Annotated in this window: 23 protein-coding genes and 1 pseudogene; 14 read left to right on the top strand and 10 right to left on the bottom strand. The window is 40.9% G+C overall.

Translation table 11 applies throughout. The features are described from left to right. The first annotated feature begins 127 nt into the window (after positions 1–127). From MTF64_RS16145 to MTF64_RS16190, 10 genes are all read left to right on the top strand, one after another. Complete coding sequence (locus MTF64_RS16145; RefSeq protein ID WP_248451995.1) at positions 128–1417, top strand: M20 family metallopeptidase; 1290 nt, start codon at positions 128–130, stop codon at positions 1415–1417. Between the two features lie 102 nt (positions 1418–1519). Then, positions 1520–2131, top strand: coding sequence for a TetR/AcrR family transcriptional regulator (locus tag MTF64_RS16150; protein WP_248451996.1), 612 nt, complete (start codon positions 1520–1522; stop codon positions 2129–2131). Positions 2132–2161: 30 nt separating this feature from the next. After that, positions 2162–2575: a GFA family protein gene (locus MTF64_RS16155; RefSeq protein ID WP_248451997.1), complete on the top strand. Its 414-nt coding sequence runs from the start codon at positions 2162–2164 to the stop codon at positions 2573–2575. Between the two features lie 371 nt (positions 2576–2946). Next, positions 2947–3099 (top strand): hypothetical protein, encoded by a 153-nt coding sequence (locus MTF64_RS16160; RefSeq protein ID WP_024031649.1) that lies wholly within the window; start codon positions 2947–2949, stop codon positions 3097–3099. An 85-nt stretch (positions 3100–3184) separates the two neighbouring features. Continuing rightward, the gene (locus MTF64_RS16165; RefSeq protein WP_248444392.1) at positions 3185–3769 is read left to right on the top strand and encodes a glycosyltransferase; all 585 of its coding nucleotides are present in this window, start codon (positions 3185–3187) and stop codon (positions 3767–3769) included. Then, entirely contained in the window at positions 3766–4785 is a 1020-nt protein-coding gene (locus tag MTF64_RS16170) for a glycosyltransferase (RefSeq protein ID WP_248451998.1), read from the top strand. Before MTF64_RS16165 ends, MTF64_RS16170 begins: the two co-directional genes overlap by 4 nt. Then, positions 4782–5816: a glycosyltransferase gene (locus tag MTF64_RS16175; protein WP_248451999.1), complete on the top strand. Its 1035-nt coding sequence runs from the start codon at positions 4782–4784 to the stop codon at positions 5814–5816. The genes MTF64_RS16170 and MTF64_RS16175 overlap by 4 nt, the downstream gene beginning before the upstream one ends. Continuing rightward, positions 5800–6870, top strand: a complete 1071-nt coding sequence (locus MTF64_RS16180; protein ID WP_157743006.1) for a glycosyltransferase — start codon at positions 5800–5802, stop codon at positions 6868–6870. Before MTF64_RS16175 ends, MTF64_RS16180 begins: the two co-directional genes overlap by 17 nt. Further along, positions 6860–7702 (top strand): galactosyltransferase-related protein, encoded by an 843-nt coding sequence (locus MTF64_RS16185; protein WP_248452000.1) that lies wholly within the window; start codon positions 6860–6862, stop codon positions 7700–7702. Before MTF64_RS16180 ends, MTF64_RS16185 begins: the two co-directional genes overlap by 11 nt. Before the next feature lie 110 nt (positions 7703–7812). Next, positions 7813–8037 (top strand): hypothetical protein, encoded by a 225-nt coding sequence (locus MTF64_RS16190; RefSeq protein ID WP_248452001.1) that lies wholly within the window; start codon positions 7813–7815, stop codon positions 8035–8037. On the opposite strand, the gene MTF64_RS16195 is transcribed toward MTF64_RS16190, so the two are convergent. Then, positions 8034–9236: an MFS transporter gene (locus MTF64_RS16195; protein ID WP_232510937.1), complete on the bottom strand. Its 1203-nt coding sequence runs from the start codon at positions 9234–9236 to the stop codon at positions 8034–8036. The genes MTF64_RS16190 and MTF64_RS16195 overlap by 4 nt on opposite strands. 101 nt (positions 9237–9337) lie before the next feature. Here MTF64_RS16195 and MTF64_RS16200 point away from each other — a divergent pair, with 101 nt between their 5' ends. Further along, positions 9338–10120, top strand: coding sequence for a helix-turn-helix transcriptional regulator (locus tag MTF64_RS16200; RefSeq protein WP_248452002.1), 783 nt, complete (start codon positions 9338–9340; stop codon positions 10118–10120). Positions 10121–10135: 15 nt separating this feature from the next. Here the strand turns inward: MTF64_RS16200 and MTF64_RS16205 are convergent, their stop codons facing one another. The 3 genes from MTF64_RS16205 to MTF64_RS16215 all read right to left on the bottom strand — a co-directional run bounded on the left by MTF64_RS16205 (position 10136) and on the right by MTF64_RS16215 (position 13631). Continuing rightward, positions 10136–12196: a TonB-dependent receptor gene (locus tag MTF64_RS16205; protein WP_248452003.1), complete on the bottom strand. Its 2061-nt coding sequence runs from the start codon at positions 12194–12196 to the stop codon at positions 10136–10138. Between the two features lie 74 nt (positions 12197–12270). Continuing rightward, positions 12271–12927 (bottom strand): YoaK family protein, encoded by a 657-nt coding sequence (locus MTF64_RS16210; RefSeq protein WP_248452004.1) that lies wholly within the window; start codon positions 12925–12927, stop codon positions 12271–12273. Between the two features lie 11 nt (positions 12928–12938). Next, the gene (locus MTF64_RS16215) at positions 12939–13631 is read right to left on the bottom strand and encodes a transporter substrate-binding domain-containing protein (protein WP_248452005.1); all 693 of its coding nucleotides are present in this window, start codon (positions 13629–13631) and stop codon (positions 12939–12941) included. A 119-nt stretch (positions 13632–13750) separates the two neighbouring features. On the opposite strand from MTF64_RS16215, the gene MTF64_RS16220 reads away from it, so the two are divergent. The 3 genes from MTF64_RS16220 to MTF64_RS16230 all read left to right on the top strand — a co-directional run bounded on the left by MTF64_RS16220 (position 13751) and on the right by MTF64_RS16230 (position 15541). Next, positions 13751–13999, top strand: a complete 249-nt coding sequence (locus tag MTF64_RS16220; RefSeq protein ID WP_054983514.1) for a TIGR03643 family protein — start codon at positions 13751–13753, stop codon at positions 13997–13999. 76 nt (positions 14000–14075) lie between these two features. Further along, positions 14076–14438 carry a hypothetical protein gene (locus tag MTF64_RS16225; RefSeq protein WP_248452006.1) on the top strand — a complete coding sequence of 121 codons (363 nt, stop codon included), beginning with the start codon at positions 14076–14078 and terminating at the stop codon, positions 14436–14438. Positions 14439–14461: 23 nt separating this feature from the next. Continuing rightward, positions 14462–15541 carry an endonuclease/exonuclease/phosphatase family protein gene (locus tag MTF64_RS16230; RefSeq protein ID WP_248452007.1) on the top strand — a complete coding sequence of 360 codons (1080 nt, stop codon included), beginning with the start codon at positions 14462–14464 and terminating at the stop codon, positions 15539–15541. Positions 15542–15820: 279 nt separating this feature from the next. On the opposite strand, the gene MTF64_RS16235 is transcribed toward MTF64_RS16230, so the two are convergent. The 6 genes and pseudogenes from MTF64_RS16235 to MTF64_RS16260 all read right to left on the bottom strand — a co-directional run bounded on the left by MTF64_RS16235 (position 15821) and on the right by MTF64_RS16260 (position 22086). Beyond that, entirely contained in the window at positions 15821–16291 is a 471-nt protein-coding gene (locus MTF64_RS16235; RefSeq protein WP_248452009.1) for a hypothetical protein, read from the bottom strand. A 21-nt stretch (positions 16292–16312) separates the two neighbouring features. Then, on the bottom strand, positions 16313–17035 hold the full coding sequence (locus tag MTF64_RS16240; RefSeq protein ID WP_248452010.1) for a hypothetical protein: 723 nt from the start codon (positions 17033–17035) through the stop codon (positions 16313–16315). A gap of 367 nt (positions 17036–17402) precedes the next feature. Beyond that, positions 17403–18515: pseudogene (locus MTF64_RS16245) on the bottom strand (IS91 family transposase). Then, complete coding sequence (locus MTF64_RS16250; protein WP_248452012.1) at positions 18512–19348, bottom strand: tyrosine-type recombinase/integrase; 837 nt, start codon at positions 19346–19348, stop codon at positions 18512–18514. The pseudogene MTF64_RS16245 and the gene MTF64_RS16250 overlap by 4 nt, the downstream one beginning before the upstream one ends. 660 nt (positions 19349–20008) lie before the next feature. Beyond that, the gene (locus MTF64_RS16255) at positions 20009–21385 is read right to left on the bottom strand and encodes an NAD-dependent succinate-semialdehyde dehydrogenase (RefSeq protein WP_004588502.1); all 1377 of its coding nucleotides are present in this window, start codon (positions 21383–21385) and stop codon (positions 20009–20011) included. A gap of 182 nt (positions 21386–21567) precedes the next feature. Beyond that, on the bottom strand, positions 21568–22086 hold the full coding sequence (locus MTF64_RS16260) for an NUDIX hydrolase (RefSeq protein ID WP_248452013.1): 519 nt from the start codon (positions 22084–22086) through the stop codon (positions 21568–21570). Between the last annotated feature and the right edge of the window lie 97 nt (positions 22087–22183).

Raw genomic sequence — 22183 nt, forward strand, 5'->3', positions numbered from 1 at the left:
AGCTTATACGCCTTAGCGCTCGTAGTAAAAAATAAATTTAAAAATGGTGTAGGCTATAACTCAACAGCACTTTTCGATAACACTAAATCGGTTGTTGGGCTTCATTAAAATAATAAAGGAAAACAGGATGAAAAAATCATTACTCTCAGTGGCATTAGGTTTTGCTGCACTTGGTGCGTTTAACGCGCAGGCAAACCTTGATCAGCACGTTAAAAATGTAGAGCAGCAGGTAATTGAATGGCGACGCGACTTTCACCAAAATCCTGAGCTTGGTAATCGCGAAACGCGTACCGCAGGCATTGTGGCTAAACACTTAAAGTCGTTAGGTATGCAAGTACAAACCGATATTGCTTACACCGGTGTTGTTGGTATTTTAAAAGGCGCAAAGCCTGGCCCTACAGTAATGCTACGCGCCGATATGGATGCACTACCGGTAACAGAAAAAACAGATGTGCCATTTAAATCAACCAAAACCACAAACTTCCGTGGCGTTGATGTAGGCATAATGCACGCTTGTGGCCACGACACGCACGTAGCTATGCTAATGGGCGCAGCCGAAGTATTAGCAAATATGAAAGATGAATTGCATGGCAACATCATGTTTGTGTTTCAGCCTGCTGAAGAGGGCGCACCTTTAGGCGAAGAGGGCGGTGCAGAGTTAATGCTTAAAGAAGGTATATTTAAAAAATACAAACCTGACGTAGCCTTTGGTCTACATATTACATCGAGCCTACACACGGGTAAAATTGGCTATCGAAGTGGGCCGTTTATGGCCAGTGCCGATCGCTTTGAAATAACCGTACACGGTCGCCAAGCACATGGCTCAGCACCGTGGACAGGCGTTGACCCTATTGCTGCCGCTGCGCAAATTGTAACGGGCGTTAACCATATTGTTAGCCGCCAAGTAAATATAACCAAAGAGCCTGCTATTGTGTCGTTTGGTAAAATAGCAGGTGGTGTGCGTAATAATATTATTCCTGAAGAAGTTGAAATGGTTGGCACTATTCGTAATTTTGATATGGATAATCGCGCGCAAATCTTTGAAAATATTAAAACAACCGCTACGCATATTGCTAAATCATCGGGGGCAACGGCCGATGTGCATATTCACGAAGGTTACCCGGTAACGGTTAATAACCCTGAACTTACTGCGCAAATGTTACCTAGCCTTGAAAAAGCAGCCGGTAAACAAAACGTGCAAGAAATGGGTAAAATAACTGGCGCAGAAGACTTTTCGTTTTATGCCCTAGAAATACCCAGTGTATTTGTGTTTTTAGGTAGTACGCCTGACGATCAAGACTTAAAAACGGTAGCAAGTAACCACTCACCTTATTTTTACGCCGATGAGTCATCGTTTAAAGTGGGTACCAAAGCGCTTAGCCAATTAGCGGTAGATTACTTAAATAGCCAAAAATAATGCCGTAGTTACCCAGCGAGTAACGTAATTGCTAGCTGGGTATTGTTGTTTATATTAACAAGCTGCACTATGTGTGCACTTTAACCTAACACGTTTAAATTTATGTCTGATCAACCCTTTTTGGCACCTAAGCAACAACGCAGTCAACAAACCCAAGAAAAACTATTAAAAGCGCTGCATCACAGTTTAAAAAGTAAGTTTTTTGAGCACATAAGTATAAAAGAGCTGGCCGATTACGCCGAGGTGTCGGTAGGTACGTTTTACCGTCGCTTTAAAAATAAAGAGTCGTTGCTGCCCATGTTGTATCAAGACTTTGGTATTGCATTAGATAACTGGGTAAGTGAGCTTGAGGCGCAGCACTATAAAAACTTAGACGATGTAGTTAACACTTTATGCCATAGAACCTATGTGTTTTTATCATCACAGCAGGGGGTATTTAGAACGCTGCATTTAAATTCGCGTTTACACAGCGAGTTATTAGGCAGTGATAAACACATAAACAGGCGAGTAATTTATCAGCGGTTAGCGCAACTAATTAGCCAAACAGATATCAAAGTGAGCGAGGCGGCGGCAGGTACTGCAGTATTTTTAATTGTCAGCTCATTGCTTGATAAAGTGCTGTATCACGATTTAACCCCTGCGATAGCCTGTGATTTATCGGCGCAGCAATACGCGCAAGAACTACCTAAAATTATTTTAGCTTATTTAGGTTAAGCACCTTTAAACATACTCAAGGAGAGTAAAATGAAAATTACCGGAAGCTGCTATTGTGGTGAAATTAAATACCAAGCTCAGTCGCAAAATAATAACGTACTTGTATGTCATTGTAGCGATTGCCAACGCATGTCGAGTGGGCCATTTAGAGCCGTAATTATGGCTGAGCCAAACTCGGTGGTATTTACTAAAGGCGAGCCAAAAGAGTATGTTAAAACAGCACAAAGCGGTAATAAACGCGCACAAGGTTTTTGTGGTACGTGCGGCACTACACTTTATGCAACCAACGAAGCAAAAGCCGATAGAGTGTACGGCCTGCGCATAGGGGCAGTCGATCAGCGCGATGAATTTACCCCAGCTGCGCAAATTTGGTCGCAATCAATGCTTACATGGCTAAACGATTTACACCAAGTGCCGGCTTTTGAAACTACGCCTCAATCATAAGCGCAATGGGCGCTGAGTAAATAAAACGCCTTATTAGCCATGCCTTGCTAGTGGGAGAGTCCCACTAGCAGCTATTTAAATTACCCTTCCTTTTGTATTCTTTTTTATATTTAAATCTGTTTATTGTTGCTTTAGAGCGTTTTTTTAACGCGAGTGATTAAGTATTTATAAGCTAAAGCGCTTTGTGAATTATTTTCATATTTTATTGAAATATATGCCTATGCCCCCCTTTATAAAAACACCTTTCCACTTTTTAAAAATATAAGCTTTTGATATTTATTAATAAACATTTGATTTTTAGCTGTACCTATTTGGCTTGTTATTTGCTGATAAATTCTTATGGACTGCATATTTATTATGAGGTGAAACAAATGAGAATTTTATCTACAAGCGAAGTGGGGGCTGAATTAGAAGCGGCCAAATCACGTTTAAAAAAACTACCACACTGGAAACTCTCTGAAAAATTAGCCTTAGAGCTGCGCTTAAAGCAATTAAGTGCTTATTTTAACGATTACAAAAGTTAGCGCTTAATTTATTAGCGTAATAGATACGGAAATTAATGCCCTTGTTTAAAGCGGTTTTAAATAAAAATGTGGCTAAGGAAGAATAATGAAAAGCAAAAGATACTGTAAAACTGCCATTGTGTTAGTAACTTACCACTGCAATGAAGGTGTTATAGATCGGGTTAAAGAAATACAAAAATACGCCAGTAACTGCATCATAACCATTGTTGATAATTCAACGCAAAAGTACAAACAAAGGTATAACTTACGCCTAAGGTTAAAGGCGATTGACCCAGGCATTATTTATATTGATCACCAGCTAAACTGTCGGTTTGCGGCTTATAATGTGGGGCTGCAAGCTACGTTGAGTGACTTTGTGGTTTTTCGTACAGATGATGACGTATTTGATGAAAAGCACACTTTTAAACTAATAAACGAAGGCTTTGAAGAGGACTTTGTTTTTACTCCTTATTACTTTGATAATACAAAGAAAGTAGAGCACACCTATCAAAGGCCGCTGGAAAGCATAATATTTAAAAAAGATTCTTTATTAGAGTTTTTACCCTTTGAAACAGCGCCAAGCAGTGATTGGCAGTTAATGAAAAAAATGTTTACTGCAAAAAGCAAAAAGGAATCGTCATTGGTTCTTTTGTATAAAAAGCCGCACGGACGCGAGGAGCTTGCAGTATGAAACTTGCGATTATAGCTCACCCTCGATTTCCTATTAAATCGCCCTATGCTGGTGGGCTAGAAGCCTTTACTGGTGCACTGGTTAAATACTACCAATCAGTGTATGAGGTTACTTTGTATGCTCACCCAGACAGCGAGGTTAACTGTAATTTAAAATCGTTTCAGATAGATAACAGCCAATATCAACAATATCCCGATATAGTTGAAAACGATTTTATGCTCAAGGTAATGGCCGATATAACTAAAGAGCAGTTTGACGTAGTACATAATAACTCTCTTAATCCCATCCCCATATTGTGGGCCAGTAAACATAACATTCCCATGTTAACCACATTGCATACGCCGCCTTATTCAAAACTTAAAGCGGTTGTGGGGCTGGCTTCTTACTCGCCGTTTATACACTTCACCGCAGTGTCGCATTCTTTAGCTGAGGCGTGGAAGCCCTTTATAAACGATAAAGTAGAAGTTACTTACAATGGTATAGACCTTAAACGTTGGCAGGTAACAAAGAACCCTCAAGATTATGTGTTTACTTATGGCCGAATATTACCGAGTAAGGGCATTGATATAGCAATATCTACAGCGCAACAAATGGGTATTGCTATTAAATTTGCCGGCCCCATCGCAGATAAACACTATATGGATGATGTAGTACGGCCTTTGCTAAGGCCCTGCGATAGCTATTTAGGGCATCTTGATCACCACAGTATTAAACTCCAATTGGCAAATGCCAAAGCTGCTGTATTTGGCACCCGCTGGGATGAGCCATTTGGGCTTTCTACTTTAGAAGCTATGGCAACAGGTACGCCAGTGGTGTCGTTTAATCGCGGTGCGTTTGCTGAAATAGTCAGTGAAGGGGCAGGCGTACTTGCTAAAGGCAATAACGTAAACAGTTTAGCCGCCGCGCTTGAAGCTTCTTTTTCGTTAAATAAAAATGATGTAATTAAAAGCGCGCGTAATTTCCCTATAGCTAAAATGTGCAGCGAATACAGCAATATATTAGGGAGAATTGCATGAGAATACTAATGGTCGCAAGCCCTATAGTTTCTTTGCGACAACCTTTTAAGGGGGGGACAGAGGCCTTTGTTGCTAATTTAGCTAACGCACTTTGTAAAAAAGGGCACACTGTTGATGTGTTGTGTAAAGACGCTGATGAAGAAAACGAGTTTAACATTTTACAGTTAGATGAATCTCCCCTGCGCATGAAAGACAACATAACCACAGAAGAAGAAGGCCAAAAACTGTATCAGGCCGCCCAGTTTGCGCTAATAGATAATTCGTATTACGACGTGGTGCATTATCACAGTTATTATCATGCGATATATGATGTTGCATTACTGCACAATATAAAAAGCGTGATTACTTTACATGCCCCTGTATCACCAAAGCTTGGCTTAATACATAAGCTGCATAAAGCGCGTAGCGATCATCGTTATATAGCCGTGTCTAACCGGTTGTGTAAAGAGTGGGAGTCTCAGCTTGGTAGCGCAATTAAAGTGATTTCAAATGGCGTTACTATGCCCAAAAGGGAATGTGTACTAGAGGAAAACAAAGCCCATGATTTGTTTTGGATGGGGCGTATTAACGCCGAAAAAGACCTAGTATCGGCGATTCAAATAGCGCAAAAGTTACAGCGCAATTTATCTATAGCTGGCCCCATTGAAGATGAAGAATATTTTAAAGCTAAAGTCGAACCCTTACTTACAGACTCCATTTGTTATTTAGGGCATTTAAAACATGATGAGTTATTTATTGAGCTTGCTAAATCTCGCTTATTTTTAGCCACCTCAAAGTGGCACGAACCTTTTGGCCTAACAACCATTGAAGCGCTTGCTCATGGCATACCGGTTGTAGGCTTTAAAACAGCCATACCCGAAGAATTGCGATTTTCTAATGTGTGCACCGCACTAAACAATGTGGATGAAGCTGTATCAGCCATTAAAAAGCTGGGCAAAATAACGCCGCAAGCGTGCCAATCATTTGCTAAAAACTTCGACTTTAACGTTACTGTTTCAAATTATGAGGCCGAATATGCAGCACTTATATGAGCCAAATTATGAGCCAAATTTACCGACTGTATTTTTTTATGTTCATCATCATGGCGCGGGCCACATTACACGTGCTGAGTTACTTATAAATAAGCTTCAAAATAGCTATAACGTAGTAGTGCTCTATGGCGATTTAAAAGTCAAAATGGCTTTAAATAAAGTGTGTAAGCGGGGCGTTTTTGAAAAGCTGCCTTCAAAATGGGTAGGGCAAAGCTCAGTGCAAAGGAGCTATAACGCAGCGTTTGAAGGAATAGAATATAGCGAAGCGCCACTTGAGCGCTCTATAACTTTTAACTTATTAGCGCAGCAATACAAACCGGTATTATTTATAAGTGATGTATCGGCCGAACTCACTATTATGGCCAGAAGTATTGGTATACCTGTTTTAATGCAGCGCCATTCGGGTGATATTAGTGGCGACCCTACTCAAGTGTTTGCCTATGAATGCGCGACTAAATTATACGCCCCGTACCCAAAGCAGTTAGAAACACCTCACTACGGCTATTTTAATAAAACCCATTATTTGGGGTTTATATCAAAATACACAGGTGGTGAAAGCGCCTCAAAAACAGATTTTGGCAATCATATTACTTTGCTAATAACAGATGCCCGAAGAGCGGCATTAATTGCACGTGTACTTACTAATTACACAGATCACGTTGAGGTTATTGGCTGCCACGGCGAGCCTATAAAAGGAGTAACCTATAAAGGGATGGTGGCTAATATAAACCAAGCGATTACTGCAAGCGTTGTAGTTACAAGTGGTGGCAATAATGCAGTATCACAGTTGTTAGCACTGGGGAAAAAGCTGATTGTTATACCCGAAAACCGACCCTACCAAGAGCAAGATGAAAAAGCGCGTATGTTAGCTAAAAATAATCTTGCCGTGCATTTACCTTTTTCAGCGTTTTTACAGCAAAACAATGCCCTAATAGAGGCCGCATTAATTGATGCAAGAAAAACCCAAATGAGTAAAACACAAATAATAAGTGATACAGAACAGTTTATTAGCGAATTTATTGCGTTAGTTGAGGAGGTTGCAATTGAGCCATAAATTTTCAGTCGTTACTATTGTAAAAGGGCGTCACCAGCAACTTGCTAACCTTATTCATAGTATAGAAAATAGTACGCTGCGCCCAACCGATATGGTGGTGGTGTGGATGGATGAAAAAAACAGCCACAATGTTACCCCAACCATGTCTTTTTTAACCAAAAATGTATATATGCAAAGCACAGGTTTACCCCTTGCTAAAGCGCGTAATACTGGAGTTAAAAATGCCCAGCAAAATAACGTTATATTTATAGACGTAGACTGTATTTGCTCTCCCACACTTTTTGAAAACTTACTGACTAAATTAACCCATAAATTAGTGGTAAGTGCCAAGGCAAAGTATTTACCGTATGTGCCTTGTAATGGTAACTACGAGCTATTAGTGGAGGAGGCTGTTGATCATCCAAAACGCAAAAACCTGCCTATAAACGAAAATGTAGATTTTTTAACTTTTTGGTCTTTAATTTTTGCGATTAATAAACGTGACTTTAATAAAGTGAATGGCTTTGATGAGCAATTTATTGGTTACGGCGCTGAAGACACCGACTTTGCTATGCAGTGTAAAGTTAACAACATAAAGCTTAATTACATTGATGATTGGGTTCTGCACCAATACCACGACAAGTTTACGCCACCTATAAACTACGCCGAAGATATTTGTAATAACGCCAACACCTTTGCAAAAAAATGGCAGTTTTTACCTATGTTTGGTTGGCTAAAAAAAATGGCCGTTATGGATATAGTTAAAATTGACGAAAAGAGCCACAGCGTTAAATTTTTAAAAAAACCGACCCGCGATGAGATAGAAGCATGTCGCTCTACCTCGCCGTATTAAATGAGGTGTGCTAAATGCTAAACAGCACAAAATGATAAGCAAAGATTATTAATTGAAATTTTTTTAACCAAGTGACTGTCTATTTATAAGACAGTCATTTGGAGAAAAATATGTGTAGTCCACCGAAAAGTAGCCGAGCAGTTAAAAAGTCAGCTATTAACTTTAATGACGAACTAACTCAAGAGCAGCGTTTGCGTTTTGCTGCAAAAGCTAATTTAGCACAGCTGCGCCGCGAGCAACGTCAAGCCGCTAATAAGCGTTTTGAGCAAAAGCATCGCCCCGCTAAAAAGCCAGCAACGGGCTTGTTTTCATGGTTACAGCAGCTAGTAAGTTAACTATTATTAAGCGTGGTGTTTTTGCCGCTAAACCATCCACATGTAGCACATAACACACCTGCACCCGCACATAACCAAAGCGGCGCACTCCAGCTGCCGGTACTTGTATGTAGCGCCCCAGCTACCATAGGGCCAATAGCCGCCAACAAATAGCCAATACTTTGTGACATACCTGAAAGGGAAGCCGCTTGCGTGGAGTTATCGGTACGTAGGCTAATAAACGACAGCCCTAAAATAAAACACGCCCCCGAGCTAAAGCCAAGTAGTAGCGTCCACACTAATGCAAAGCTTGGCATATAAAGTAGCCCTAGTGCACAGCACGCACTCAGTGATGCAAGTATAAAGCTAAGCGCACTTTGATCTTTTAATTTTCCTAGTAAAGGTATAAGCACAAGCCCAGGTATGGCGGTCGCAATTTGAAAAGCACCATGATACGCGCCTGCTTGCGTTGCGCTTTGGCCCGCTTCGGTGAGTATGCTAGGCAGCCAAGTAATAATGATGTAATTTAAAAATGAATTTAGCCCCAGTAACAAGGTAATTTGCCAAGCAAGTAGGTAGCGCCATACGCTTTTGTTAAGTGTTGAGGCCTGTGCTGTTTGTGCCGGTTTTGTGTGTTTATTTAATTGCGCCATCCACACAATTAAAGTGGTAATTGTAATGAGTGCACTTGCCCCTAATGCAAACTGCCAGCCTAACCCTTCATATTGGCTAAGCGGATAAACTAATGCTGAAAAGCCACCCGAGGCAATGCCCATAGTGAGTACATAAGCAGAGGTCATTACCGCCACTTTTTCCGCAAAGTCGCGTTTTATTATACTTGGTAGCAATACGTTAGCTATGGCAATACCTGCGCCTATTATGGCTGTGCCTACAAAGAGCATAATGGATGAATTAACCACCCGTGCGGCAATACCCAGTAATATTAAAAATACAGCAAAAAACAATGTCCGCTCAAGCCCTTGGCGTTTAGCCAGGCTTGCAGCCATAGGCGATATAATGGCAAAGGCAATTAGCGGTAACGTGGTAATAAAGCCTGCTTGCGAAGCGGTTAAATTAAAATGCGTAATTATTTGTTCAAGTACAGGGGCAACCCCTGTAAAAGGCGCACGTAAATTGGCAGCAATAAGTAAAATACCTATTACAAGCAATACGCTTGAAAAGCGCGACATACCAGCATTACTGTGAGGTGTTTGAGTCATTATTACAAAATAAGTTAGCTAATTATTGGCGCTAGTATAAACAAATCAGTAGTATTATAATTTAGCTATACTGACATTAAATAACTAAAAACTGACAAAATATGTTTGAGCCTAAAGGGTGGGGATACCTACAAAACTACGAGCACATGGCACAGCCTATAATTGCCAAAGTAGATACCGCACAAGGCAGTAAAGAGTACCCGTTACACACTCACCCTAAGGGGCAGCTAATTTTAGCGCTTGATGGTTATGTTACCTGCGAAGCGGCTAACAAAATGTGGATGGTGCCAACGCACAGTGCTATTTGGGTACCTGCAAATACTTTACACAGCAATCGCGCATCTGATAACGCCAAATTATGTTTTGTATTTATTGATGCCAATAAGCACGGCATGCCACAGCATACCTGTACATTAGCAATAACGGGGCTGGTAAAAAGTTTAATGCTAAAACTAGCAAGCGAACACCAAGCCTATAATGAAGACACTAAAACAGCACGTTTAGCTCAGGTACTGTTTGATTTATTAATTGAAATGCCCGCCCAGCCGCTCGACTTTGTGTTATCTAAGCATGCGGTTATTCAAGCTATGGGGCAGCAGTTACTCGCACAGCCAAATAATCGTAAAACCCTTGCACAATGGGCACAAAATTTTGCATTAACCGAACGTACGTTGGCACGGCTTATAAAAAAGCAAACCGGTATGACCTTTGGTAAGTGGCGAATGCAATTACATATAATTACAGCGCTGCAGGCACTATCAGATGGACAAAGTGTACAGCAAGTGTCGGCATTATTGGGGTACGAATCGGTGAGTGCGTTTATAACTATGTTTAAAAAGGTAATGGGAAAATCGCCCACTAAATATATGGGCGATTTAAATTAACCTTTATACATGGTTTTACCACGTGTACGTAGCTGAAAGCATGGCGTTACGCGGTTTACCAGGGAAGTACCTATCGCCAGTAAAGCTGGTGTAATCAGCACGCTCAGCATAAGCTTCATCGGTAAGGTTAATTATACGTGCAAGCACTTCTAAATTATTGGTAACTTGCCACTTTGCACGCAAGCTTAAAATATCATGCCCCTCGTAGCTATGTAGGTTTTCTGGGTCGGTATAGTAACTACTTACGCTATGCCATTGCAGTGCAAGCGCTAGGTTATTAAAGGCTTGCCAAGTTAAATCAAGGTTAGCCACATTGCGAGGCGCGGTGTCTACGTTGTTACCGTTTATATTTAGCCCATTAATTAACTGATTATTGGTATACGTGTGCTTTGCATGTGTACCTGCAAATTGTAAGTTAAGCGTTTTGCTTAATGCATAATCTACTTCAAGTTCAATACCTCTGTGACGTGAACTGCCATCATTAACGTTAAAAAAGTCGCTATCGCGATAAATAGTATTGTGTTTGCTCATAGCATACACAGCCAATGCGTAACTTACATTGCTGTAATATCCTTTTAAGCCAAGCTCGGCATTATTGGCTATTTCGGGGTTTAAATCGGCGGTGGTTTGTTCGCGTTGTAATTGGTAAAGCTCTGCCGCTTGCGGCGCTCGGTAGCCACGCGAAAAGTTAGCGTATAGCGTATTATTTTTGTTGGCCTTGTAGCTCACGCCAAATTTAGGTGAGGTATTGCTAAAGCTATTTTTACCACTGGCTGGGCGACTATAACGGCAACCGCCAAAACCACATTCTGTGCCGTCTTCTGTTGTGCGCCCTGTGAGCATATTATTAGTGTAATCGTACTGCATATGCTCATACCTGAGGCCGGCGCTAATAAACCATTTATTTAATTGCCACTCAACTGATGCAAACGGCGCATATAGAGTTGCGTTTACGTCGTAATCGTAGTGTTTGCCTTGCGGTACTGTGGCTACTAAAAATGCAGAGCCTTGAGTTGGCTCGTTTTGGCTTTGAGTAAAATCGCTGCGAGTGTATTCGCCATCAAGCCCTAGGTTTACTTTTACATTACTTTGCAAGTTATGTTGATAAAGCGAGTGCACACCTATGCCTGTTTGACTGTTGGTTTCAAGCGGGGTGCCAGGTAAAAAATGCTTAAAAAAGTCCATGCTTTGGTCGCGCACATAAGGCGTAATAGAAAGCACATTGCCGTTTTTTAATTGCCACTGGGCGTTGCTCCACGCTCTAAATGAGCGGGCTTTTCTAAATGCATCGGGGTCAAAGTTTTGCTGTGCTATGTCTTCGTTTTTATAGCTTTCAAAACCGGTAATAAAGCCCGCAGTGTGCTGATCTAAATTTGTGTATGTAAGGCCAGAGGTAAGCAATAGGTTTGAGTGCTCAAAGCGGTGGCGAATATTTATTTTTTGCTGTTTAACGCTTTCATCATCACGGTAACCAGTATCGTCGGTAACACTGGCGTTTATGCCAATACCACTGTTGCCGTAGTCTTGCCCAGCGCGAAGCTTATAACGGGCATATCCGTATGAGCCATAATCAAGCCCGACTAATCCACCGCCTTGCGTGGTATCGGGCGTTATTACATTAATAACACCATGCACAGCATTTGAGCCATAAAGTGCAGAGCCGGGGCCTTTGAGTACTTCTATGCGCTGCGCCATTTCGCTATGCGCTTCAAATAGCTCGTTAATATTACAAAAGCCTGCAGCACGCAGTGGAATGCCATCTTCAAGGGTTAGTATGCCGCCACAGGCTGCCGCGCCCGAAAGCACCGGCGAGCGAAGGGCCGGTAGGTATTCTTGCCCATTTCCGCGCTGTACGTTAGCACCTGCAATACGTTGTAACGACTCTTCAACATGAGTAGGCGCAATGCTATTTAACTGCGCTTCAGATAAGGTGCTAATAGTAAGTGGATAGGGGGTAGCCAGTGCTTCTGTACGTGATGCGGTGGTTGTTATGGTTTCTATTGCATCATCGTTTTTATTATCAGCAATTGCAACGTGGCTGAGAGGCAATAACAGCGGCAAAATATAAGGTTTCATACATTCCTTTAAGGTGAGTAACGCTTTATTAACGCCATGGTAAGGTGTTTTAAACAGTTTTTAAACCGGTTGCGTTAAAGTGCGCGTATTCTATATACCCGATAAGTTAGCGATAATATAAAGCAAGCCCCAGCGGGCACGGTTAAAGCAAGTAGGGCTAAGTGCTCATAAAGCATAAACCCGCACACTCCACCTAATAAAAAGCCGGCAATAATAAGTATAAATATTACGCCTTTGCGGGTATCAAAGGGTTCACCTTTTAGCGCTTTGCCTATCATTAAACCTAGGTCGGTAAAAATACCGGTTAAATGAGTGGTGCGCACTACTGCGCCGCTGTAGTTAGTGGCAAGGGCGTTTTGTAAACCACAGGCAGCAGAGGCAAGCGTAATGCCATAAACATGGGCGCGGCTGAGTAAATAGGCGCTTAAAAGCAGCAATAGGCCTTCAATAAATAATAGGGTGTCGTAATGGCGCCCCAGCTTTAACGAGCCGCCGGTAAGTAAAAAACCAGAAAGGGCAGAGCCAAGCATAAAGCTTAAAATTATACTCATTAGTAGTAACGCAGCAGAGGTACTGCTCATTAGTTTTATACCAAGTAAAGTAACACTACCGGAAAGGTGAGAAATAGCCTGATGCTCAAACCCTAATAACCCTACAGCATTCACAATGCCAGCAATAAAAGCGAGCGCAAACGCGCCGTACTCCACCCATTTTGGTAATTTAGTTAACATTGCCTACCTTATTAATGCACACCGAATTGCGCTTTATAGCGTTTTATTTGCTCATCAACGATTGCGGTGTTGACCACGCCATGCTTAAAAGCAATATAAACAGGTAGGGCATAGCCTTCAAGCTGCTTAGCATGTATGTTTTTATAGCCTTTTGAGTACCATAAGCCGGCTTGATAATTAGTAATTGCGTAGTCAACACGCTGTTTATTAAGCAAATCAAATGTGGCTTTAGTGGAGAGTGAATGCATAAAGTTGCTTTGTTTAATATTGTATTCTTTTGCCAGTACATTGGGTAATTTAACGCCTCTTAGCATAGCAATGCGTGAATTTGATAAGTCATTATTAAGGTTTGCTTTTTCTGTGCTAAATAAACCAAATTGGGTGGTGTGTAGTGGCTCAGTGGTAAATTCTAAATATTGCGCACGCTCGGTATTATTTGCCAGCGCAAAGTAACAATCGTAGTAACCTAACTTCATTTCTTTTTTAATACGAGCCCACGGTAAATGCACCAGCTCAATGGTTACTTCCAAATTACGCTCTATAAAAGTTAAATAGTCTATGTCTATCCCTGTAAAGGTATGTGTTTCATCGTCATAAATTGTAAAAGGCGGGTAATGGGTCGTTGCACAGCGCAGCGTTTTATTAGGCGCTGCTAATAATAGCGAAGAAAAACTAAAAGCTAAAAGCAGCAGTAATGTGCGCATAAATGTAAATCCGATTTTTTCTTATGTTAGTGTGTTTATTATACAGCGATATTCGGTTTTGAGGTGATGATCTATGTATTTTTTCTTCTCGTATAAGTTTAAATTTTTAAGAGATAACCATGTTTAACGCAGAGCAGCAATCGCGAATTATAGAAATGGCGTGGGAAGACAGAACCCCCTTTGAGGCTATAGAGCAGTTATACGGGCTTAATTATTCACAGCTGGTCGTGTTTATGCGAGAGCATATTTCAAAGGGTAGTTTTAAAGTGTGGCGCAAACGCCACGCAGGGCGTAAAACCAAGCATTTAAAACTGCGAGACCCAGCCATAATGCGCAGCCATTGCAAAACACAGTACAAGCCGAGATAAATAGCTGCTTGCAGTTTCATATGATGTTCAGGCGTGTTTGATAATCTTTAGCTATTAACATTATTAGAGATTATTTATGAAAGCGTTTTTATATACGGTTTTTTTAGCGGGTGCCTTGGTTAGCGTTAATGCACAGGCAAAGCCCGACAAAGACAATCACGGCCATAAAAATGGCCACCATAAACATCAGCAGCACAACTATAAAAGCAGTAAGAAACTATCTAAAAAGCAGCAAAAAAAGTTACTGCGTGCTGGGTGGACGCCACCAGGGTTAAGTAAGCGTTACCATAGAGGCGATTACCTAGACCGCAATGTATATAAACAAGGCCGCGTTATTGAACGTTCTAGAGATAATGGTACAGTAAGTATAAAAATAGACAGTACAGTTATACACATGGTGCACGATACCCGAGAAATACTTTCAATTTTAACTCGTTAAGTACAATTTATAAGGATATTTAAATGCTCATTGCACTGGCTATAATCATCGGCTTTTTTTTATTAGTGACCTTATTACCTATGTCGTACAGTCAGCACTACTTAGTGCGCAGCTGCGACTTTGTTCGACTACAGGTATTTTATATAGCCAGCGCTGTTGCAATTATATCGTTTTATTTACTGTGGCAAAGCGGCAATAGCGGGTATTTGTATACTGCTTTAACCGCATTACTAACCATGGCATTACAAGGTAAGTGGATATTTCCTTACACTTGGCTTGCTAAAAAAGAAGTTAAAACGGCCTCCGTGAGCGAAGAGCACAGTGTAAGAATCATGTCGGCTAATGTGCTTATGTCAAACCACAATAGTGAGCAACTAATCTCACTGGTTGATAAACACCAGCCCGACTTATTAATTACCCTTGAAAGCGACAGCTGGTGGGAAAATAAATTAGCTGTTCTTAAAAAAAACTACCCCTATTATATTGAATGCCCTAAAGACAATCGCTACGGCATGCATTTATACAGTAAATTTAAAATTCTTGATGCGCAAATATGTGAGCTCATTGAAGATGATATCCCTTCAATTCATATCCTGTTCGAAAACAATGAAGGCCTTGAAATGCAAGGGCACTTTATACACCCCGCGCCACCAAGCCCCACTGAAGAAGACTCATCGCGCCCACGTGACTCAGAGCTAATAATGGTCGCTAAAGCACTTAAAAAGCCAACACGCCCGACCATTGTAGCCGGTGACTTAAACGATGTGGCATGGTCGCGTAGCACCCGTTTATTTATGCAAATAAGTGGTTTTTTAGACCCACGTAAAGGCCGTGGTTTTTATAACACCTTTCACGCAAGTTACTTTTTTATGCGCTGGCCGCTCGATCATTTATTTCACAGCCCAGGGTTTAAAGTAAAGCGCATTAAGCGCCTTGCTAAATATGGCTCCGACCACTTTGCACTACTTACCGAGCTGGTGTATGAAAACGCCAAGCAGCATTCATTAGAAGATAAACCAAAAGAGCTAAAGCAAGAAGAAATTCAAGAGCTTGCTATGAGCAAAGCCGATAAACGAAAGGTGCCAAGGTTTGAGGAGGGCTAGCTGTTAGCTATTAGTTTTTAGCTGTTAGTTGAATACGTTTTAACTTGAACGCTCAGGTTTAACTCATGATATTTCATCAAACTTGATAACTTCATCAGCCAGTGTAGGTCGGATAAGCGAAGCGCCATCCGACACAGTAAAATACCTTACCAATTATAATCAATATTTATGTTGTCAAGCGTCAGGAGAATGCCAATTGCAAACAGTGGTAACGCCGCGCTCACCGGCAATTTTGGAGCGCAGCGTAAAAAATTGTCCGTGTGCAGCGCTTTGTTAGCTTCACAGACCACCAGCAATAATTTCTCTCAATGATTTTATTTTTTCTTTGACGCTTTCGTCTTTGAGGATGTAAGTATCTTCTGATTTTTCAATAAACCCACACTCCCATTCAGAAAGCTGTGCGTCCAGCCTTTCACTATGCGATGAAAGCTGAATCAGAACAAATTTAATGTCTCTTGGTATTTGACTCCAAGCATCATCCCGACTGTTGTAGTTAGATTCTTTGCTGTCATGGAAATTGACTTCTGATCCAGCCCCGGAATCCGTGCACCAAACATCGTATATTTTCAGTAACTCCAATGCGCGATTAAGCAATTGTATTTCTCGCTGATTCAAGATGCTATTTTTCTGAAGTCTCTTGAGGGCACCAGATATTTCATTTGCTTTAAACGCCGCGACAGCAGCAGCTACAGCAGCTATTGCCGCGAGTAGCGGCGATATGGAAGTGATCATGCTCGCTAAATCGCACATCTATAGTTTCCAATAATATAATTAAACATCCAAAAAACTTGTCCGGCTTACCTTGCGCGGATCAAAATCTTCAGCATCAAAGTCAGGACTGAACATTTCCTCCATTTCTTTTTGAGCTTTTCGGGTATATTTCAAGTAAAACTCGCCCTCCCCGGAGGCTATTTCTTTATTTACAACTGGAAGAATATCTTTCATCTTATCTAGGAAATCGGATGATCCACATACAATTTGATACCCATTCTCAATTGAAAAGCTAAGATCATCTTCTGGAAATACGTATTTAACTAAATCTCTTATCTGCTGAAGATTAATACCTGTTTTTGAAAAATTAGTTGCCAAAGCCCCCAAGTAGACGTAAGTAATATCGTTTATGTGTAACCTTGTACCTTCTGATTTCAACTGGTTGACTTGAGGCTGTAAGAAATTTTTAACCTTTTCCATTATTTCTGGATTCATGCCTGTTGACTTGCATTCCTCCTCGTATAAAGCAGCAATTGTGTGGCCATATTGCTCATTTGCATCAAGCATGGCAAATTCTCTATTGTTTTTCGCCAACTCTTTCCTTGCAGCTGTAACTATCTCAGGATGCTTGCTTAATTCAATTGCATAATCATGAGGAACCCCGAGACTTTCTGCCAATTCACAGGCCTTTAACATCGTGCCTTTGACAGAGCCCTTGAATATCCCTTTGATAACTGCCCACACAATACAGGCAACAACTATAAATCCAATTACTTCAAACATCTTTAGTCCTTATATGGTTAAGAATTGTGATCATCACTCGAGGTGAAGCTAACATTTTAGTATTTATGCGACACGCTGTTTGTGTTGCATAATCGCTTGTTGGACTGAGCCGCTACCTGCTCGGTGTGTCAGAGTTGGTGTTGTTTATGCTATGGGAATTTGCTTTTTGGAGGCTCTCACTTTCCTAGCTAATTTAATCAGCTTAGCTAGTGTTATGTAAGCTTTCCCTGCATTGCTCAGCGCTTATTATGTATTCATTACACCTAAATTTGCCTTAATAAGCAATTATATTTTTTACACGTACAGAGGCCGCTAGCCTGAGCAGTTAAGCAGGTTAACTAATTGATTTTAAGCAGCTACCTAGCTGCTAACTCGTTCGCTCTACTTTGGTCGTTGTTTCATATAACTTGAATACGCCAATTAATCGCAAGATACCTGCCTTACAATGCTGGCAAGGCCAATGCGGTATCAGTGTTACGTTTTCTGTCTTTAGCTTCTCCACTTTACCTATGTGTGATTCTTGTGACCTTATTAATGCTAACTTTCGCTTGCGACATGCATTAGCTAAAAAACCATAGTGACGAATGCGCATAAACCCTTTCGGCAATACATGTTGTAAGTAACGCCGTAAAAATTCATCACAGCTCAGTGTCATTACTTTATCGCGGTTGTTATCTGCATAATCTCGGTATTTAAAACTCACAGTTTGTTTATTTGCTCTCACTAAACGTGATTATGACATTACGCCTTTTCGGGTATAGCGAGCAAGGTAGCTAACTAAATTTTCACTGTACGTTAAACAGGCTTTGCTATAAACACACCATTTGGTTGGCATGTTTATCTTCGTAAATGAACTATCGCATTCATTTAACGCCGCCAGCATTTTACCTCTAAAGACTGTTGATAACGCTTTTACGGGGTATAAATAGCCTTTTTCTATTTCATGCCAGTGCGCTTTATCAAGCGCGCCTGCGGGTATCAAACAATGCAAGTGGATATGCTGACTTAAGTTCTGTCCCCATGTATGCAGTACGCTTGTCATGCCTAATTGGCCATGCCTCTTTCGTTTCGCAAATTTGCTCAGCGTTTGCCATGCGGCTTTAAATAAACTTTGGTACAACGCACTTGGGTTATAGTGAGCAATGATATTCAACTCATGAGGGAGCGTAAAAACAAGGTGGAAATACCGACATGGTAATAAATCCTCTTGCTGTTTTTGCACCCACTTAGCCGTGGCCATGCCTTGGCAACGTGGACAATGTCGGTCTCGACAACTACATCCAATCTTTTGTAACTCACCACAGCTATCACATTGCCATGCTTGATAACCGAGCTGACCTGTTCTACATGATTGAAGGTGCTGACAGACACGAAGTTGTTGATAGCTCATCGTATGATGTTGCCGATAGCTCATCGTATGATGTTGCCGATAATTCTCAAGGTTTGAGTTTAAAATATCAGCGAGGTGCAAAGCGTTCATGGTTTTACCCAACTTGCGAGTAAATCAACACCGCCATGCCCCAATTCAGGCAACCAATGTAAGTAGCTTTGCGTGGTTTTAATGTCACTGTGTCCAAGTTGCTGTTGAAGTTGATGCAGTGGCATCCCTGATTCAAGTTGATGTGTTGCATAAGCATGGCGAAGTGCATGTGGATTACAGTGCTTTAAGCCACACGCTTGTCCGTGCTTTCTCAATGGCTTCCTAAAGGTCGATGCTGACATAGGTTTATCCATTAACAATCGCGAGTAAAACATCCAACCCGTTGGGTGGTACATTTTCCAGTAACTGCGTAATTGGTTTAGTACGCTATCTGAAACTACAACATAACGCGATTTATCTCCTTTACCTTGTTCAATTAAAATGGTTTTACGCTGGCCATCGATGTCTTGCACCTTAATACGTAACAACTCGCCAATACGTAAACCACACCCGTAACACACCACTATTAACGTTTTTAGTCGCATATCATGAGTGCAACTTTTTATCAGCCGCCGCATATCATCACGTGATAAATAGGTGGGTGCGCGTGACTTCGCTTTTGGCAATGCGATATCTAAGTTAAGTGGCCGATGTAAAATATTCTTAAACAAGAACCAAATACTGTTTATCTGTATTTTTTGGCTTGCTCTAGACAGTTTACGAATAGCGGGATCGTTAAAAAAGGCGTTAAGTTCCTCATCAGTAATCGAATCGAGCGGTTTATTAAAATAATGACTGAGTTTGAGTAAATGTTCAGAGTAGCTTTTACATGTACTTTGCGAATAACCACGATAGGCTATTTCAGTTTTGACTTGTTCAATGAGTGTATTCATGACTTACCTCCAAGTTATGGGATAACCCCAAGGTAAGTGTGGCTCAAATGATAAGAATAGGATCTCCGCGTAGCGGCTTAGTTCAACAATTTAATAGTGCGCTCATCGCGCATATTTCTGCCGACGCTACGCTCATTTCTCTGCATGATATAGTTTTAACAAATAACCTAAGGTATTACTATCACTAAGTTTTCTGAAACTTTAAAGAAAAGATAAATAGAACAATATGCGCTCGTCGCTCATCTTCATGAATATATGCGCAAAGAGCAGTTTAACCAATCTATTAACGACGATGTTTAGCTAGTCTCAATGAACGCTCCTCGCTCATTATTGTCTGTCATTTTGAGTCTATCCATCAAATCTTTAGGTTTTGTACCAACTTCTATATATCAAATCTTAGCGCTAAGTTTTACAGAGCTTATCGAGCTATCTAAAATTATAATTTTAATCAACATGCTTGGGCTTTTACTAAGTAAGCTAAATTGGGAAGTGAAGTTTTAGGTGTGTATTTTTAAGCAAAATATAGTCTTTAAACGCATTACACTTAGTAGCTATACCCATAAAAAAGCCTAAAAGTGATTGCTCACCTTTAGGCTTAATAATATTTTTTAAAACACGTATAAATATTTTTTTAATACGTGTATCTCAGGTGTAGCTAAATTAGCTATTGATCATAATACATTTGATATTCACAAATTCGCGCATACCAAAGCCGCCGTGCTCTCGGCCGTAACCACTTTCTTTAACACCACCAAACGGTAGGTTTGGTTGGGCAAGGCCGTAACCGTTAATGTTGATCATACCGGTATCAAAGTGCTTTTTAGCCAGTTCAATGGCTTTTTTCTCATCTTTAGAGAAAATACCACCGCCTAAACCATAGCGAGAGTCGTTGGCGATGCGCATTGCATCGTCGTTGTCTTTTGCTTTAATGAGCGAGGCTACAGGGCCAAATAATTCGTCATCGTATGCTGGCATGCCCGGCGATAAATTATCAAGAATAGTCGGTGGGTAGTAGTAACCTGTTTGCGATGGCACTTCACCGCCTGTTACTACATTTGCACCTGCTTCAACAGATTGCATTACTTGGTCGTGAATTTTATCACGTAAATCTTCACGAGCCATTGGGCCTAGATCGGTATCTTCGGCCATTGGGTCGCCCATTTTTAGTGCTTCAAATTGCGCTTTAATTTTTTCTTTAAAGTCATCATATAGTGACTCTACAACCACAAAGCGTTTTGCCGATACACAGGTTTCGCCGTTGTTGATCATGCGCCCTGTAACGCAGGTTTCAACAGCAAGGTCTAAATCTGCATCATCAAGTACTAAGTAGGCATCGTTACTACCAAGCTCAAGCACTGTTTTTTTAACGTATTTACCTGCTTCTTCAGCTACTTTTTTACCGGTAGCGTCACTGCCTGTAAATGTTACGCCGCTGATTGCTTTGTGTGAAATAAGCGCGCTGGCAGTTTTGCCATCAATAAGTAAGTTGCTAAAGCAATATTCAGGGAAGCCCGCTTGTTTAAATAGGGTATCTATTTTCTCTGCCATACCAAATACATTACCGGCATGTTTAAGTACGGTGGTATTACCGGCCATAATGTTAGCTGCACTGTAACGAATTACTTGGTAAAGCGGGAAGTTCCAAGGCTGAATACCTAATAAAACGCCCGTTGGTTGGTAACTAACAATAGCGCGGCCGCCATCCATATCGCGCTCTTCATCGCCAAGTACTTGTGGGCCGTTTTCGGCTGTATAACGACAAATACCTGCGCAAAGTTCAATTTCTTGAAAACCTTGCTCGTACACTTTACCCATTTCTTCGGTCATTAGCTTAGCAATAGCTTCTTTTTGCTCTTCGAATAAAGAGGCTAGTTTATTTAAATACTTAGCACGCTCGGTAAATGAGGTTTGGCGCCATTTTAAATATGTTTCGTGAGATTTTTCGACTACTTGCTCAGCTTCCTCTTGAGAAAGCAGCGTGTAGGTATCAATGGTTTGTTCAGTTGCGGGGTTGATTGTTTTAACTGTGTTACTCATTTTTATCTCCTTACAAATTAGTTATCAGTAAGGGTGCAAACACAAAGCCAGTTTGTTTTATAAAGTAAAATAGGGTTTAAGTTATTGAATAGTGGTCGCTTTAAATTTAATTATGGGATGTAAATAAAAAGCGAGTGATGAGCAAGCAGTAAAAAATACTGCTTTATGCAAATTTTACAGCCTTAGTTAAACAGTTGCTGTGCTATTTGTTTAAGTAGGTAAGTTTCACGAATGATAGACATCCCTTGCTTTTCACTAAGGCTCATTGTGCGCTCGTTGTGTGCAATGGCGTCGTATATATTGACCCATTTAGGCGTCATACCATTTTGTTGCTCGTAATGTTCAAGCTGTGCTTTGCCAAGCTCTTTGTCTGTATCGCATAAATAGCAATACGACTGTATATGTATAATATCAAAATCGTCTTTGTACCAAGGGCGGTACTCTTCGTATAACCCAAAGGGTTTAATAACCTGTATATTTTGCGCGCCAGTTTCCTCGCTAAGCTCTCTTATTAACCCTTGCTCTAGGGTTTCACCTTCATCTACACCGCCGCCGGGTAAACTGTAGTCTTCGTAGCGATTGGTATACATTAATAAAATGTGTGCATCTTTAATCACAATGGCGCGGCCTGTGCGGCGGGTAAATTGGCTACCTTGGTTTAAATTTATGCCAGGGTGGACCATTGTTTTTAATAATTGCATTTTGTCTCCTTTTTAAAAGCAAAATTATATCAGCTGGTATACTTAGGCGAGTAGTAAAAATAATTCTAATTATTTTTAAAAATTATGATCGGTATGG

The organism is Pseudoalteromonas sp. 2CM41L, from assembly GCF_023161905.1.
Taxonomy (GTDB): domain Bacteria; phylum Pseudomonadota; class Gammaproteobacteria; order Enterobacterales; family Alteromonadaceae; genus Pseudoalteromonas; species Pseudoalteromonas atlantica.

Bases quoted from the DNA above. Each gene is read 5' to 3' on its own strand.
- MTF64_RS16145 (WP_248451995.1), top strand. From the start codon at position 128: ATGAAAAAATCATTACTCTCAGTGGCATTAGGTTTTGCTGCACTTGGT.
- MTF64_RS16150 (WP_248451996.1), top strand. From the start codon at position 1,520: ATGTCTGATCAACCCTTTTTGGCACCTAAGCAACAACGCAGTCAACAA.
- MTF64_RS16155 (WP_248451997.1), top strand. From the start codon at position 2,162: ATGAAAATTACCGGAAGCTGCTATTGTGGTGAAATTAAATACCAAGCT.
- MTF64_RS16160 (WP_024031649.1), top strand. From the start codon at position 2,947: ATGAGAATTTTATCTACAAGCGAAGTGGGGGCTGAATTAGAAGCGGCC.
- MTF64_RS16165 (WP_248444392.1), top strand. From the start codon at position 3,185: ATGAAAAGCAAAAGATACTGTAAAACTGCCATTGTGTTAGTAACTTAC.
- MTF64_RS16170 (WP_248451998.1), top strand. From the start codon at position 3,766: ATGAAACTTGCGATTATAGCTCACCCTCGATTTCCTATTAAATCGCCC.
- MTF64_RS16175 (WP_248451999.1), top strand. From the start codon at position 4,782: ATGAGAATACTAATGGTCGCAAGCCCTATAGTTTCTTTGCGACAACCT.
- MTF64_RS16180 (WP_157743006.1), top strand. From the start codon at position 5,800: ATGCAGCACTTATATGAGCCAAATTATGAGCCAAATTTACCGACTGTA.
- MTF64_RS16190 (WP_248452001.1), top strand. From the start codon at position 7,813: ATGTGTAGTCCACCGAAAAGTAGCCGAGCAGTTAAAAAGTCAGCTATT.
- MTF64_RS16195 (WP_232510937.1), bottom strand. From the start codon at position 9,236: ATGACTCAAACACCTCACAGTAATGCTGGTATGTCGCGCTTTTCAAGC.
- MTF64_RS16200 (WP_248452002.1), top strand. From the start codon at position 9,338: ATGTTTGAGCCTAAAGGGTGGGGATACCTACAAAACTACGAGCACATG.
- MTF64_RS16205 (WP_248452003.1), bottom strand. From the start codon at position 12,196: ATGAAACCTTATATTTTGCCGCTGTTATTGCCTCTCAGCCACGTTGCA.
- MTF64_RS16210 (WP_248452004.1), bottom strand. From the start codon at position 12,927: ATGTTAACTAAATTACCAAAATGGGTGGAGTACGGCGCGTTTGCGCTC.
- MTF64_RS16215 (WP_248452005.1), bottom strand. From the start codon at position 13,631: ATGCGCACATTACTGCTGCTTTTAGCTTTTAGTTTTTCTTCGCTATTA.
- MTF64_RS16220 (WP_054983514.1), top strand. From the start codon at position 13,751: ATGTTTAACGCAGAGCAGCAATCGCGAATTATAGAAATGGCGTGGGAA.
- MTF64_RS16225 (WP_248452006.1), top strand. From the start codon at position 14,076: ATGAAAGCGTTTTTATATACGGTTTTTTTAGCGGGTGCCTTGGTTAGC.
- MTF64_RS16230 (WP_248452007.1), top strand. From the start codon at position 14,462: ATGCTCATTGCACTGGCTATAATCATCGGCTTTTTTTTATTAGTGACC.
- MTF64_RS16235 (WP_248452009.1), bottom strand. From the start codon at position 16,291: ATGTGCGATTTAGCGAGCATGATCACTTCCATATCGCCGCTACTCGCG.
- MTF64_RS16240 (WP_248452010.1), bottom strand. From the start codon at position 17,035: ATGTTTGAAGTAATTGGATTTATAGTTGTTGCCTGTATTGTGTGGGCA.
- MTF64_RS16250 (WP_248452012.1), bottom strand. From the start codon at position 19,348: ATGAATACACTCATTGAACAAGTCAAAACTGAAATAGCCTATCGTGGT.
- MTF64_RS16255 (WP_004588502.1), bottom strand. From the start codon at position 21,385: ATGAGTAACACAGTTAAAACAATCAACCCCGCAACTGAACAAACCATT.
- MTF64_RS16260 (WP_248452013.1), bottom strand. From the start codon at position 22,086: ATGCAATTATTAAAAACAATGGTCCACCCTGGCATAAATTTAAACCAA.